14 protein-coding genes, 1 tRNA gene and 2 pseudogenes are annotated in these 13,370 nt (G+C 71.9%); 7 read left to right on the top strand and 10 right to left on the bottom strand.

The annotated features are described in order from the left end of the window. Positions 1-41 precede the first annotated feature (41 nt). Both IE212_RS09795 and IE212_RS09800 read left to right on the top strand, forming a co-directional pair. Positions 42-1,319, top strand: a complete 1,278-nt coding sequence (locus tag IE212_RS09795) for a polysaccharide deacetylase family protein (RefSeq protein WP_190197337.1) — start codon at positions 42-44, stop codon at positions 1,317-1,319. 104 nt (positions 1,320-1,423) lie between these two features. Beyond that, on the top strand, positions 1,424-2,593 hold the full coding sequence (locus tag IE212_RS09800; protein WP_190197338.1) for an amidase domain-containing protein: 1,170 nt from the start codon (positions 1,424-1,426) through the stop codon (positions 2,591-2,593). Between the two features lie 19 nt (positions 2,594-2,612). Here IE212_RS09800 and IE212_RS09805 read toward each other — a convergent pair whose 3' ends face one another. Continuing rightward, positions 2,613-4,004, bottom strand: coding sequence for a hypothetical protein (locus tag IE212_RS09805; protein ID WP_190197339.1), 1,392 nt, complete (start codon positions 4,002-4,004; stop codon positions 2,613-2,615). Positions 4,005-4,125: 121 nt separating this feature from the next. Here IE212_RS09805 and IE212_RS34850 point away from each other — a divergent pair. Then, a pseudogene (locus IE212_RS34850) lies at positions 4,126-4,251 on the top strand (RNA-guided endonuclease TnpB family protein); the annotation flags it as partial. Positions 4,252-4,412: 161 nt separating this feature from the next. Continuing rightward, positions 4,413-4,484, top strand: a tRNA-Val gene (locus IE212_RS09810). 78 nt (positions 4,485-4,562) lie between these two features. Here the strand turns inward: IE212_RS09810 and IE212_RS09815 are convergent. The 3 genes and pseudogenes from IE212_RS09815 to IE212_RS09825 form a co-directional block, all read right to left on the bottom strand. Next, complete coding sequence (locus IE212_RS09815; protein ID WP_190197378.1) at positions 4,563-4,889, bottom strand: hypothetical protein; 327 nt, start codon at positions 4,887-4,889, stop codon at positions 4,563-4,565. A gap of 39 nt (positions 4,890-4,928) precedes the next feature. After that, positions 4,929-5,279 (bottom strand): DUF8825 domain-containing protein, encoded by a 351-nt coding sequence (locus IE212_RS09820; RefSeq protein ID WP_190197340.1) that lies wholly within the window; start codon positions 5,277-5,279, stop codon positions 4,929-4,931. A 51-nt stretch (positions 5,280-5,330) separates the two neighbouring features. Next, positions 5,331-5,441, bottom strand: a pseudogene (locus IE212_RS09825) (ketopantoate reductase family protein); the annotation flags it as partial. 110 nt (positions 5,442-5,551) lie between these two features. Here IE212_RS09825 and IE212_RS09830 point away from each other — a divergent pair. Beyond that, entirely contained in the window at positions 5,552-5,782 is a 231-nt protein-coding gene (locus tag IE212_RS09830) for a DUF2277 domain-containing protein (protein WP_190197341.1), read from the top strand. Between the two features lie 284 nt (positions 5,783-6,066). Here the strand turns inward: IE212_RS09830 and IE212_RS09835 are convergent, their stop codons facing one another. From IE212_RS09835 to IE212_RS09850, 4 genes are all read right to left on the bottom strand, one after another. Then, on the bottom strand, positions 6,067-6,672 hold the full coding sequence (locus tag IE212_RS09835; protein ID WP_190197342.1) for a DedA family protein: 606 nt from the start codon (positions 6,670-6,672) through the stop codon (positions 6,067-6,069). Positions 6,673-6,892: 220 nt separating this feature from the next. Beyond that, the gene (locus IE212_RS09840; RefSeq protein ID WP_190197343.1) at positions 6,893-7,345 is read right to left on the bottom strand and encodes a DoxX family protein; all 453 of its coding nucleotides are present in this window, start codon (positions 7,343-7,345) and stop codon (positions 6,893-6,895) included. 255 nt (positions 7,346-7,600) lie between these two features. Next, positions 7,601-9,238 carry an alkaline phosphatase D family protein gene (locus tag IE212_RS09845; RefSeq protein ID WP_190197344.1) on the bottom strand — a complete coding sequence of 546 codons (1,638 nt, stop codon included), beginning with the start codon at positions 9,236-9,238 and terminating at the stop codon, positions 7,601-7,603. Between the two features lie 124 nt (positions 9,239-9,362). Then, complete coding sequence (locus IE212_RS09850) at positions 9,363-10,007, bottom strand: HNH endonuclease family protein (RefSeq protein ID WP_190197345.1); 645 nt, start codon at positions 10,005-10,007, stop codon at positions 9,363-9,365. A 387-nt stretch (positions 10,008-10,394) separates the two neighbouring features. On the opposite strand from IE212_RS09850, the gene IE212_RS09855 reads away from it, so the two are divergent. Beyond that, entirely contained in the window at positions 10,395-10,976 is a 582-nt protein-coding gene (locus tag IE212_RS09855) for a TMEM165/GDT1 family protein (RefSeq protein ID WP_190197346.1), read from the top strand. Between the two features lie 189 nt (positions 10,977-11,165). Then, positions 11,166-11,825 (top strand): HAD-IA family hydrolase, encoded by a 660-nt coding sequence (locus IE212_RS09860; RefSeq protein ID WP_190197347.1) that lies wholly within the window; start codon positions 11,166-11,168, stop codon positions 11,823-11,825. Positions 11,826-11,899: 74 nt separating this feature from the next. Here IE212_RS09860 and cpt read toward each other — a convergent pair whose 3' ends face one another. Beyond that, positions 11,900-12,439 carry a chloramphenicol phosphotransferase CPT gene (gene cpt / locus IE212_RS09865; protein WP_190197348.1) on the bottom strand — a complete coding sequence of 180 codons (540 nt, stop codon included), beginning with the start codon at positions 12,437-12,439 and terminating at the stop codon, positions 11,900-11,902. 27 nt (positions 12,440-12,466) lie between these two features. Further along, a partial coding sequence (locus IE212_RS09870; RefSeq protein ID WP_229864177.1) for a peptidoglycan-binding domain-containing protein occupies positions 12,467-13,370 on the bottom strand: 904 nt, incomplete at its 5' end.

Raw genomic sequence — 13,370 nt, forward strand, 5'->3', positions numbered from 1 at the left:
ACCACCCCGACCTCCGCACCTCCTCGCAGAATGAGCCGCGCATGAAGTCACCGTCCGGCCGCCGCCGCCGAGCCCGCGCCCCCCGACGCGCCACGCCCCCGCGGATACTGACCCTGGCGGCTCTCCTCGTCGTCGCGTCCCTGGTCGCGGGCTACCTGGCCCTGTCCGGCTCGGACACCACCACTCCGACCGCCTCCTCCGGGCCCCGCGAGAAGGCCCCCGTGAAGGGGAACCCGGAGCCCCAGTGGGACGGCAGGACGAAAGTCCTCGGGGACGGCTCCACCTCCTACACCGGCCCCCAGAAGGGGCAGTTGAAGCCGGTGCCCCTCAAACCGGGCGAGAAGCCGCCCCAGTTCGTGGTCTTCTCGTGGGACGGCGCGCTGCAGGGCGACGACGGACTCTTCTCGCACTACCGGGAGCTGGCCGAGGAGTACGACGCCCACATGACCTTCTTCCTCACGGGCATCTACCTGGTGCCCAAGTACAAGAAGGACCTCTATTCCCCGCCCCAGCACGCCAAGGGCTCGGCGGCGATCAGCTATGCCACCGACGAGCACATCCGCACCACGCTGGAGCAGCTCGGCAAGGCGTGGCAGGGCGGGAACGAGATCGGCACCCACTTCAACGGCCACTTCTGCGGCAAGAAGGGCGGCGGCGACTGGAGCGTCGCGGAGTGGAAGAGCGAGATCGACCAGTTCTACGGCTTCGTCGAGAAGTGGAAGACCAACACCGGCTTCAAGGACATGGACCCGCTGCCGTTCGACATCAGGAAGGAGGTCGCCGGAGGCCGTGCGCCCTGTCTGGAGGGCCAGGAGAACCTGCTGAAGGCCGCGAAGGCCTACAACTGGCGCTACGACGCCAGCTCCTCGGGCGACTTCCAGATATGGCCCCGCAAGAAGGACGGCATCTGGGACTTCCCGCTGCAGATGCTCCCCTACGAGGGAGGCAAGTACCAGGGCCTGTCGATGGACTTCAACTTCCTCTACAACCAGTCCAAGGGCGAGACCGAGGGCGACCCGGCCAACTACCCCGAGTGGGAACGGCAGACCGTCGAGACCTACATGTCCGGCTTCAACCGCGTGTACTACGGCAGCCGGGCCCCGCTGTTCATCGGCAACCACTTCGAGAACTGGAACGGCGGCATCTACATGCGGGCCGTCGACCAGACCATCAAGACCGTGTGCACGAAGAAGGACGTCAGGTGCGTGTCCTTCAGGGAGCTGGCCGACTGGCTCGACGCGCAGAAGCCCGAGACGCTGCAGCGGCTGCGCACCCTCGACCCGGCGCAGTCTCCCGACTGGTCGGTGGTCGTGAAGTAACAGGTTGACAAGTAACGGACAACGCCCTTCACAACAGCCCCACACCCCGTGCGAAGATCTGCTTCCCCGGCCGCCGTTGGCCGGGGGCAAGAGGGGAAACACCAGTGAAATCAAGAAGACTGACCGGGACCCGACGCCGCGTCACCATAATCGGGGCAGCGGCGACCTCGGTCGTCGCCGGAGTCGCCCTGCTGCCCAACTGGAGCGCCGGCGCGGCGGTCGTCGACGACCCGACGGTGGACGCGAAGACCAAGGCCACCTTCCAGCGGCTGGCGGACGCGGTCTTCACCGACCGCACCAACGCCCTGCTCGACGCGGGGACGGGCGATCACGGGAAGCAGCTGACCAACGGCTTCTCCGGCGACGTCACACTGTCCTCCGGCACGGCCCGCGCCGAGGACGCCGCCCTGTCCGCGCTGGAGCAGCGCAAGGAGAAGCTGGCGAAGGCCGGCGAGAAGTACAGCAAGGCCGGCACCACCGTCACCCTGAACGCCACGCGGGTGACGGGCCGTACGGCCAAGGCGGCGGTCACCGAGACCACCACCCTGACCTACGCCGGGGCCCGGGGCGGCGCGCCGAGGACCACCGGCTTCCAGGCCCACCACGAGCTGACCTTCAGGGCCGACCGGCAGGGCGACTGGCAGCTGACCGGCATCCGCGACACCGACCAGGGCGGTCTCGCGGTGAACACGCTCTCCAAGCCGGCCACCGTCAGGGCGACCACCGCCGACGACACCACGCCGAGCGCCCCGCGGGCGGCGACCACGCGCAACCCGGCGCCCGCCCCGAAGACCGCCACGACGTACGACTACAAGGCCATGGCGGCCTACGCCGAGAAGCACTGGAACGCCTACAACAAGGACTACCCGGACTTCAACGGCCACGGCGCCGGCGGCGACTGCACCAACTTCGTCAGCCAGGCCCTGAAGGCGGGCGGCTGGAAGCACGCGCCCGGCTATGTGTACGACTACACCAAGTGGTTCGGCAACGCCGACATCCAGTCGCACTCGTTCATCGGCGTCAACGAGTGGTCCTGGTTCGCCCAGAACTCCAAGCGGACCAAGCCGCTCGCCAACGTCTACCAGCTCGAGGTCGGTGACGTCCTCCAGGTGGACTTCGACCGGGACGGGTCCAAGGACCACACGATGATCGTCTCGTTCAAGAGCGGCGGCGAGCCGTACCTGACGTACCACTCCAACAACACGCTGCGCAGGTCGGTGTCGAGCATCGTCGCGACGTACCCGACCGCGTACTACTACGCCTACCGCACCTGAGGCCGGGCGGGGGCCGGGCTCAGTGTCCGGCCCCTCGCTCCTCGCGTATCAGGCCCACCACACGGGCCACCGCCTGCCGGATCGCCTCGGTCTCCGTCAGGAAGTGCCAGTAGTCGGGATGCCGGCCCTCCAGGGTGGTGATCGCCCGGTCGAGGCGGGCCACCGCGTCGTCCAGAGGGCGGGCGTGGCGCGGGTCGGGGGTGTTGCGGCCGGCCATGGCGAGACGCTGGGCGTCGCGGATGGCGAACCGGGTGCGCTCGATCTCCCGCTGGGGGTCCTTCTGCACGGCGTTCAGGCGGTGCAGCCGGTCGCCGGCGGCCGACACGGCCTCGTCGGTGGTGTTGAGCAGGGCTCGCACCGTCGACAGCAGGGACATGGCGTCGGGCCAGCGCTGTTCGTCGCGGGCGGAGCGGGCCTCGGCCAGTTTGGCCTCGGCCCGGCGGACGTTCTCGGTGGCGATGCCGGGGACGTGCTGCAAATCCTGCCAGCAGGCGGCGGTGAAGCGGCGCCGGAGTTCGCTCAGGACGGGTTCGACCTGTTCGGAGCGGGTGGTGAGGGCCTGGGCACGGGTGCGCAGGGAGACCAGCCGGTGGTCGATCTCGGCGGCGCGCTCCGGGAGCCGCTCGGCCTCCACACGGACCGCCTCGGCCTCGCGGGTGACACGCTCGGCCCGCTCCAGGGTCTGGGGCACGCCGTGCCGGCCGGCGCCCTGGTTGAGCTTGGTCAGTTCGGGGGAGAGGGCGGCGAGACGGGCCGCGAGGTCGTCCGCCCGCAGCCCTGACGCTCGTACGGCGTCGAGGGCCTGGGAGGCGGCGAGCAGGGCCTGGCGGGCGCGTTCGACCGCGGGGGCGAGGCGGGCCAGCTGGGTCTCGGCCTTGCCGAGCAGCGGGCCGAGCCCGTCGGCGAACCGGTCCAGCTCCTGCTTGACCCGGCCGAGTTCCTCCTTCGCGGCGGTCAGCTCGCCGCGGGCCCGGGAGGCGGCCGAGGCCTCCAGGTCGTCGCGGTCGAGGTCGTGGGCGTCGACGGCGTCGATGTACCGGTGGCTGGCCTCGTCGATGCGGCGGCCGAGCGCGTCGAAGCCGTCGACGGCGCGGCGGGCGGCGGGGGAGTCGTCGACGGCCGTGATCGTCTCGATCGAGATGCGCAGGTCGCGCTGTGCCGTGTCGAGCTCGTAGAAGGCGGCCGCCGCGGCGTCCTTAGCGGCCTGTGCCTCGGCGCGCTGGCTCTCGGCACGGCCGCCGAACCAGCGCCGGGTGCCCCCGCCCGCGAAGGCTGCGGGCAGCGCCAGCGCGGCCAGCAGGGGCAGTCCCACCAGGGTGAGCGTGTCACGCAGAGGGCCCGGGGTGCGGGGGACGCGGCGGTGTGCGCGCGGCACCGACGGCGAGTACGTCTGCGCTGGTGTCGCCGTCACATCCCTCTCCCGTGCTGTGGTCCACCCTGCCCGGTGTCATTCTCCCACCGGTTAAGGACGAACACACGGGCCGGTCAGTTCACCGTCCGGACCGAAATTCCGCCGTCGCCGGTGCGGACGCGCATGCGGAGCCGTGTCCCCACGGGACAAGAACTCCGCGCGCGTGATGCTTCCCCGGGCTGGTCTCAACCCGGCTGGTGCTGATGGCGCAAGACCTCCTGGAGCGCTGCTCCAGGAGGCGGCCTGAGCCGGTCATCCCCTCCTGTCAGGGACGGGAGGAGCCGGGAGGAGGCGTCCGCTCCGGGCCACTCCCGGATCAGGGGTGGGGATATCCCCGGTCCGGTTTGCGGGACCGGGCCCCGGGCAATGTAGGCTGTCGATTCGTCCTGGGCGTGTGGCCCGGGAGCCGGGTGCGTAGCTCAGGGGTAGAGCGCCTGCCTTACAAGCAGGATGTCGGCGGTTCGAAACCGTCCGCGCCCACAACCGTGCAGCAGGTCAGAGGCCCCCGGAGAGTTTTCCGGGGGCCTCCTCGCGGTCGCCGGCCGGCCGGACCTGCCGTCAGTCGACGTCCGTGGTGCCGAGCCTGGCGTACACGTCCGGCCGGGCACGGCGCAGGCGTAGGGCGAGAGCCACGCCGGCCAGGAAGACGGCCGGAGTGAGCGCGACCAGCGTCCAGTTGACGGCCGGACCGGCGCCGCCACCGTGCTGGTCTCCAAGCGCCTCGGCTCGGCCCTGGGCCTGGTGGCGCCCCCCGTGATGCTCTCGGACGTGGCCCGTGAGACGGCCCCGCACCGGAGCGCAGTGCTCGACCGGGCCGCCACCGGCCACAGCCGCGCCGCCTGCGCCTTCGACCTCGGTCCGCGCGCCCTGTTCACCGGATTCCACGACCTGCTCGGCGCGGGCGAGAGCGGCTTACCTTCGCCGCTACGAGGCTCCGTCGCCGTCCGGCGGAGCCTCGTGCGCGTGCTTCAGCTCCGAGCGGGCCGCCACCCGCTCGGGGCCGCTGAGTTCGGCCCAGTAGCGGTGGGTGCTGATGAACACCGCAAGCTCGTGCTCGCGCCGCCGGAGCTTCTCCACCTCGGCCTGTTCGTCGGCGGTCCAGCCGGGCGAGGCGGGGCGTTCCACCTTTCGCCAGCCGTTGTCGTCGCTGAAACCGTCCAGCGGTTCCACCGACCAGGGGAGCCGCTTCAGCAGGGCCGACAGCTCGGCCCGGACCTGATGGAGTTCCTCCTGACCGGCGAGGAGGTCACTCGGAAAGTCATAGGTCGTAGCCACAGCCCAATGATACGCCTGTTCGAATTTGGGTGGCGAGTTCGTTCCCGTGGTTCAGGTGCGCGTGTGTTCCCTCGCCGGCTCGCCCACCACCCGGGCCGCCACCGGCGCCGCCACGCCGTGCCGCTCGGCCGCGCGCAGCAACGCCCCGCCGATGGCGTCCATTCCATGTCTGTCGGGTTCCTTTCGCCGGTCGTCCCCGGGACGGTGGCCGCCTTGGGCGATCATGGCAGGAACCGCTGTCGCAGGTGGGCCGCAAGGGCGACACTGGGGTCATGTGCCGGAGTATCAAGACCCTGCGTCCACCCGCGCTGCCCGAGCAGGCCACGGAGGCGGACATCCGGGCTGCCGCGTTGCAGTACGTGCGGAAGGTCTCGGGCTTCCGCGCGCCCGCGGCTCACAACCAGGAGGTGTTCGAACGCGCCGTGGAGGCCGTCGCGCAGGCCACGGCCGAGTTGCTGGACGGACTGGAGATCCGGGGAGCCGCGGCCCGGCAGGCGAGCTAGCACCGGCCGAGGCCTGCGAGCACCCCGGCCGGCGAAACCCGCGACGTGTCGGCGTCCGGGCTCCTGCCCGGCCCGAGGGCTGCGCCCCGGGGCCGGCCTCCGCTCCCGCTCGGCTGCGGGCGGTCCTGCCGCTGGGGCGATGGGGGTCCCCGGCTCGAGCGAAGTCGACTGCCTGGGCGAGGGTGGGCGCAGCGGCACCCCGGCCCGAGGCCCGCGCCCCGGGAACCGGAACCGGCCCCTGACCGCAGGTCGATAACGCCAGGGGAGCCGGCCGTCCGCCAGGCCTACGACACGCCCGACGCCCGCGGCTGGCGGCGCACCAGGTAGGCCGCCCCGGCCCCCGCCCCGAACAGCGCCCCCACCGACACCGCCGTCGCCAGCCAGCTCGCGCCCAGCCAGTGAGCACCGAAGTAACCGAGGGCGACGCTGTACGCGGCCCAGACGAGACCAGCCAGGGCCGACCAGGGGAGGAAGTCGCGGGCGCGGCGGTGGGCGGCGCCCGCGCCGAGGGAGACGACCGAGCGGCCGGCGGGGGCGAAGCGCGCCAGGACGACGAGCGCGCCGCCACCCCGGGCGAGCGCCGTGCCGAGACGTTCCTGCGCGGTGGTCAGGCGCCGGGAGCGGGAGATCGCCCGGTCCAGGCGGTCGCCGCCGCGCCAGGCGAGGCGATAGGCGACCAGGTCGCCCATGACGGAGGCGGTGGCGGCGCAGACGATCAGCACCAGGATGTCGGGGACGTCGGCAGCGGAGCCCGCGGCCGCCGCCGTGGCCGCCGTGATCACGAGGACACCGCTGGGCAGCACCGGGAGGAACACGTCGAGCAGGACCGACAGTGCCACCACCGCGTAGATCCATGGGCTGCCGACCAGCGACCCCACCTGCTCCAGCACCGCGACTCCCCGTGATTCCCCCGTGGGCCAGACCGCGCCGCAGTGTCGCCGGGGGAGCGGCAGGGATGACCGATGACAGCCATACAGCGTACGCCTGGGGTGTGACGGGTGGTTCACGGGGGGCTCGTGCGTTCGGTACGGCGTTTTCACACCGCCCACGAAAACGGCGCCTGCCCGCACTCGCGGGAAGGCGCCGCTCCGTGCGGTACGGCCGGGCGGCTCAGGCCGCCACGGGGGTCTGGTCCGTGGACCGCCGCTCCTGCTCCGACGTGCGCTTCTCCAGCAGCCGGTCGACGCCGAACGCGCCCGAGCCCGTGAAGATCAGCAGGAACATGGCCCAGCAGTACATGGCCGCGCCCTCGCCGCTGTTCTCGATGGGCCACAGCCCCTGCGGCTGGTGGACCTTGAAGTACGCGTAGGCCATCGCGCCGGAGGCGATGAAGGCCGCGATGCGGGTGCCCAGGCCCAGCAGTACCAGGCTGCCGCCGACGAGTTCTATGACGGCCGCGTACCAGTTCGGCCAGGCGCCGGTCGGGGCGGTGCCGCCCTTGCCGTCCACGCCACCGAGGACGCCGAAGAGCGCGACGGCGCCATGGCAGGCGAACAGCAGGCCGACGACGATCCGGAACAGTCCGAGTGCGTACGGCTGCGCACCGTTGAGGCGAGCGGTCATATGAGGGTCTCCTTCGGGCGGCCGGCCCGGGGAGGCCGGTCGGGGGACAGAACCGATGAGTAACCCACGTTAGGTGCGACTCTTTGATACTTGCAAGTTCAACATTTGGCCATTGGATTACCTTCGATCGGGCCCCCCTCCCCCCTTCGGCTGCACGTGGAGCGGCCCCCGTCGCCACATCGGCGCCCTGAAAGAGTGACCGAATTTACACCAGGTGATGACCCGTCAGGTGACACACCGTCAGGTCGTGAAGGGTCAGGGCGCGAGTTCGGAATCAAGAAGTGTCATCAGGCGTGGGCCCGTTCCCTCCCGAGTCCGCGCCTGCTCCAGTCGCAGCCGGGCCGAACGGCCGTGCAGCGTCAGCGTCATGAGCTGGTTGCCGAACCAGGGTCCGCCCGTCTTGCGCCAGCTGACCGGCGGCCGGGCAAGGCGCCCGTGCGACGCGAGGCAGCGTCCGATGCCGCGTGAGACGGCGTTCCAGCCGATGCGGAAGGCCAGCCGGATGGACAGCGGCACGGAGTTGTGGACGGGGGAGCAGACGAGCTGCACCACCCGGGCGTCGGGGCCGTCCCCGGGCCACGAGGGCTCGGCGATGTAGGCGTGGTGCACGTCCCCGGACAGTACGCACACGGTCGCCGGCGCCTCCCGCCCCGAGCCGGCCTCGGCGATCAGCTCCGCCAGCCCCGCGAAGGACTCCGGGAACGCCGACCAGTGCTCCAGGTCGGCGGCCCGCCGTAGCTTCTCCGCGAACCGCGCCCAGCGTTCGCCCCGTTCGCCCCGGCACAGTGCCGCGTTCCAGCCCTCGGCGTCGTGCACCAGGTGCGGCAGCAGCCAGGGCAGCGAGGTGCCGAGGAGGAGGTGGTCGTAGGCGCCGGGCGTGTCCGTCACCTGCTCGCGCAGCCAGGCGTCCTCGCCCGGGTCGAGCATCGCGCGGCTGTCCTCGGCGAGGACCCGGGCCGCCCGGCTGTCCACCATCACCAGGCGTACCCGCCCGAAGTCGCGCCGGTAGCTCCAGCGGGCCGTGGTGGGGTCGGCGTCGGCCCGGGCGGCGAAGGCGCGCAGCACGTCGGTGCCGTCGGGCAGCTCCCGGACCTGCCCGTACAACGGGTCGGCCGCCAGTTCCTCCAGGGAGAGGTTGCCCAGGTGCTGGTGAACCCAGTACGACATCAGGCCGCTCAGCAGCCGCTCCCGCCACCAGCCGGTGGCCCGCATGTCGGCGAGCCAGGAGGCGGAGGTGTTCCAGTCGTCGATGACGTCGTGGTCGTCGAAGATCATGAAACTGGGCACGGTCGACAGCAGCCAGCGGATGCGCGGGTCGAGCCAGGACTCGTAGTAGAGGTGCGTGTATTCCTCGTAGTCGGCGACCCCGTTGCCCGGCGGTTCGTCCAGGTCGCGGCGGGCCGCGAGCCAGCGCTGGGTGCCGTCGGAGGTCTCGTCGGCGTACACCTGGTCGCCGAGCAGCAGCAGGACGTCGGGCCGCTCGCCCTCGGGGTCGGCCGCGAGGCGGGTGGCCAGCGCGTCCAGGGCGTCCGGGCCGACGGGGTCGTGCTCGCCCGCCGGCGGGGCGGCCCAGCGGCAGGAGCCGAAGGCGACGCGCAGGGCGTCCTCCGGTCCCGGCGCGTGGATCGCCGAGGGCGGGAAGGGCGAGCCCGGCGGCGGCCACACCCCGGTGCCGTCGAGGAGGACCTCGTACGTCGTGCTCGTGCCCGCCGTGAGGCCGGTCACGGGGACCAGCGCGTAGTGGTGGCCCGAGATCTGGAAGGTGCGGGCCGTGCCGCCGGAGCCGTCGGCGCAGCGCACCTCGGCGACGCACGGACGGCTCGTCTCGACCCATACGGTCGCGGACGAGCCGTCGGTGTACCTCAGCAGTGGTCCGAGGCGCAGTCCGGCCATCGTGATCCCCTCTCCGTCGCCCCGTACGGTACGGAACGACGGAGGTCAGCGGGGAGATGCCGGCACGAACAAGTCCGTGTCGGACAAGGCCGTGTCCGACACGGCCGTGCCGAACAGGTCTGTGTCAGCAGTTCGCGAGGTGGGTCTGCAGCGCCGACTTCTCGGCCTGGTCGACCGAGAGGTCGTAGTAGTACTTCACCTGGACCCAGGCGCGGACGTAGGTGCAGCGGTACGTCGTCCGGGAGGGCATCCAAGTGGCCGGGTCCTGGTCGCCCTTGGCCTGGTTGACGTCGTCGGTGACCGCGATGAGCTGCGGGCGGGTCAGGTCGTTGGCGAAGGACTGGCGGCGGGAGGTCGTCCAGGAGCCGGCGCCGGAGTCCCACGCCTCGGCCAGCGGGACCAGGTGGTCGATGTCGACGTCGGAGGCGGCGGACCAGGTGGCGCCGTCGTAGGGGGAGTACCAGCTGCCGCTGGTGGCGGCGCAGGAGGAGTCCTGGACCACGTTCGTGCCGTCGCGCTTGAGGACGACCTCGCGGGTGTTGCAGGTGCCGGACTGGGTGATCCAGTGCGGGAAGAGGTCGCGGTTGTAGCCGGTGCGGTTCTCGGCGGCCACGGTGAGTGTGGCGAGGTAGGAGCGGGCGGTGGCGCCGCTGACGGGTGTGGGGAGGGCGGCGGAGGCGGTGGGGGCGCTGAAGAGGGCCACCGAGGATATGAGGGCGGTGGCGGCAGCGGCCACACTCAGCCGTCGACGCGCGTAGAACCTGGGCATGCGAACTCCCTGGGGAGAGGGGGGTGTTGGCGGGCGAGCGAAGAGATGCTCGCGGTGCCGTGTTGCGCACAGGTGTGCGTCCGGTGAGAAGTTAATGACGCGACCATGACATGACAAGATCCGAGGCGGAACTTTTCACTCCAGGGGTGTCGCGTACCATGGACGGCGCAGAAGGGGAGTAGCTCTTCGCCGGATCGTCGACATACTGCTCAGCCAGCCTGAGCCGGCGCCCGGAGGCCGGTCCTGTCAACGGACCTGCCAGCGAGACCTTCGGCAAGCAGTGCACGTCCGTGCCTCCCGGCGCGGACGCCAGTGTGCTGTCGTGCCGAGGTGTCCTGCGTGATGTTCAGCACTCTCGGTGGGGCGGCCCCGACCGATTGAGGAACCTTGATCAGCCTGACCGTGACGGCCGTCGTCTTCGGCGTCGTCTTTCTCGCCGAACTGCCGGACAAGACCGCCCTCGCCGGACTCGTCCTCGGCACCCGCTACCGCGCCTCCTACGTCTTCGCCGGTGTCGCCGCGGCCTTCGCGCTGCACGTCGTGCTCGCCGTCGCGGCAGGCAGCGTGCTGACGCTGCTGCCGCAGCAGCTCGTGCGGGCGCTGACGGGCGTGCTCTTCCTGGGCGGGGCCGCGATGCTGGTGCTGAAGAGGGATGAGGGGGAGGAGGAGGTCCGTCAGCCGGAGGACCAGTCCTTCTGGAAGGTCTCCGGTGCGGGCTTCATGCTCATCCTGGTCGCCGAGTTCGGCGATCTCACGCAGATCATGACGGCGAACCTGGCCGCCCGCTACGACGACCCGCTCTCCGTCGGTCTGGGCGCGGTGCTCGCGCTGTGGACCGTGGCCGGGATCGGCATCGTCGGCGGAAGGGCCCTGATGAAGAAGGTGCCGCTGCGGCTGATCACGCAGATCGCGGCGCTCGTGATGCTGGGGCTCGGGGTGTGGAGCCTGTGGGAAGCGGTGACCGGGTGAGCCGGGGCGGGCCCGGGAGCTGAACGGTGGGTGAACGTCCGGCGGGGGCCTCTGGCGCATGGCGGCCTTGTTTTGTACCGTGGAGAAACAAAGTGGCCCTCGCCCGTTTTCCCTGACCGGCGGGCGGGGCCGCCTTGTCCCTCCTGGGGCGCCGGCCGCGCCTCCTCTCCCTGAGCCTTGGAGCTGCCGATGACGGCCACCGTCGTGCTCGACGCCCGCGCCCTCCTGCTGGACATGGACGGCACTCTCGTCAATTCCGACGCCTCGGTCGAACGCGTCTGGCGGCGCTGGGCCCGGCGGCAGGGGCTCGACGGGGACGAGGTCATGAAGGTCGTGCACGGACGGCAGGGATACGCGTCGATGGCGCTGCTGCTGCCCGAACGGCCGATGGAGCAGAACCACGCCGACAACGCCCGGATGCTCGCCGAGGAGACGGCAGACACCGAGGGCGTCGTGGCGATCCCCGGGGCGCCGGAGTTCCTGGCCGCGCTGCGGGATCTGCCGCACGCGCTCGTGACCTCCGCCGATGTCCCGCTGTCCACGGCGCGGATGGCCGCGGCGGGGCTGGAGCTGCCCGGGGTGCGGGTGACCGCGGAGTCCGTCGGGGCGAGCAAGCCCGACCCCGAGGGCTTCCTGAAGGGTGCCGCCGAGCTGGGCGTGGCACCTGCGGACTGTGTGGTGTTCGAGGACTCCGGTGCCGGGATCGCGGCGGGGCGCGCCGCCGGGATGACGGTCGTCGGGGTGGGGCCCAGGGCCGCGGCGCACGAGCCGGACGTGGTGGTGCGGGACCTCACTCAGGTGCGGGTGGAGGCCATGGATGACGGGGCGGTCCGCTTGTACGTGGGCTGACCTTCACCGAATGACTGGTACCGAATGACTGGTACCTGCGGGACGCCGCCGGTGCGGCCCGCTCCGCCGGCCGGTCAGCCCCGGCCGACGCGGGCGGCGATGATCCGCGCGCACTCCAGGGCCTCGGTGTGGGTCGTGTCCACCTCCAGGTCGTAGCGCACACCCTCGTGCACCAGGCGGGCCTGTGACGCGGCCATGCCCCGGACGCGGTCACCCCGGGCGATCTCACGCCCGGCGGCGACCGCGCTGTCGCACCTGACACCGACCCACAGCACGTCGAGGCCGTCCAGGACCGTCTCCCAGCGCCGCCGGGACGCCGGTCCGCCGAGGAAGACGTCGTCCAGGACGACGTTGGCACCGGCGCGGACCATGGCGGCGACGCCCCTGGTCCAGGCCGCGTCCAGGGCGCGGAACTCCGGCCCCACGTCCACGCCGCCGTCCGGGGTGAATGTGATGCCCCCCGCGGAGCCCCGCATCTTCGCGGGCAGGGCCTCGACGAACGAGTCGACGCCGAAGGCCAGCCAGGCACCCGGCAGAACCTCCTGCAGACACCGCGCGATCCCCGATTTGCCCGAACTCGAACCACCGTTGAGAACGATCACCTGAGTCGTCACGGCGTCACGGTACGACTTCCGGGCGGCCTACGGCTCCTTGGTCTCCGACTCCAGCTTGGCTCTGGTCTCCTGGTCGTAGACCCCTTGGTCGGCGCCCTGGATGCCGCGTGACCACTGATAGGTGCGGACGGCCTCCTCGACCCGGTCGTCGAAGGTGCCGTCGGCGTCCTCGTTGAAGAGGAGCAACTGGCGCAGACGAAGCTGGAGTTCGGAGACCTCCGGCCCGGTGTCGCCGAGCCGCAGCGTGGTGGGGCCGCCGTTCTGGCGGGAGTTGTCCGGCGGAGCCTGCCCGGGGCCGGTCGCCGTGGCGGACGGCTGCGGCGCCGAAGGGGTCGCGGACCGCGACGGGCTCGGCGAGGCGCTCGGCGCGGAGGGTGACGGGGAAGCGGACGGACTGCGGGTGGCCGTCGGTGACGGCGGCGGCGCCGCGGGGGCCGGCGTTGTCGCAGGAGCGCTCCCCGCCGGCGGCGTGGACGCCGCGCTGCTCGACGGCGCGTCCGGCACACCCGCCCGGGTGCCCTCCGGCAGCGCGGTGTCCCGCGAGGGCGCCTCGTAGGAGAACAGCCCGGTCGCGTATCCGGCGGCCGTCACGACGGCGACGCAGGCGCCGGCGGCCGCGGCGAGTAAGACGGTACGGCGCCGGCGACGTGGCCCGCCGTCGGGCCCATCCGCTCCGGGACGGCCGTCCTGCGGCGCGCCGTCGAAGAACCGCAGATCGGTGACGCTGAGTTCGGTCGTCGCGGGCGCCGGCGGGGCCGGGGGCGCCGCGGTACCCGGGAAGGCCGGCAGCACGGTGGTGGCGTCCGGGTCCTCCACCGGACGCAGGGGCATGGTGACGTCGGCGGTGGAGGGCGCCGGGGCGGCGCCTTCGGTCACCCGCGCGGAAGCGTCCGGGCCGTCGGCGCGTGTGCGCCGCGGGGCGGCCGCGCCG

The sequence above is a fragment of the Streptomyces djakartensis genome (assembly GCF_014651075.1).
GTDB lineage: Bacteria > Actinomycetota > Actinomycetes > Streptomycetales > Streptomycetaceae > Streptomyces > Streptomyces djakartensis.

Bases quoted from the DNA above. Each gene is read 5' to 3' on its own strand.
- IE212_RS09795 (WP_190197337.1), top strand. From the start codon at position 42: ATGAAGTCACCGTCCGGCCGCCGCCGCCGAGCCCGCGCCCCCCGACGC.
- IE212_RS09830 (WP_190197341.1), top strand. From the start codon at position 5,552: ATGTGCCGGAGTATCAAGACCCTGCGTCCACCCGCGCTGCCCGAGCAG.
- IE212_RS09840 (WP_190197343.1), bottom strand. From the start codon at position 7,345: ATGACCGCTCGCCTCAACGGTGCGCAGCCGTACGCACTCGGACTGTTC.
- IE212_RS09845 (WP_190197344.1), bottom strand. From the start codon at position 9,238: ATGGCCGGACTGCGCCTCGGACCACTGCTGAGGTACACCGACGGCTCG.
- IE212_RS09850 (WP_190197345.1), bottom strand. From the start codon at position 10,007: ATGCCCAGGTTCTACGCGCGTCGACGGCTGAGTGTGGCCGCTGCCGCC.
- IE212_RS09860 (WP_190197347.1), top strand. From the start codon at position 11,166: ATGACGGCCACCGTCGTGCTCGACGCCCGCGCCCTCCTGCTGGACATG.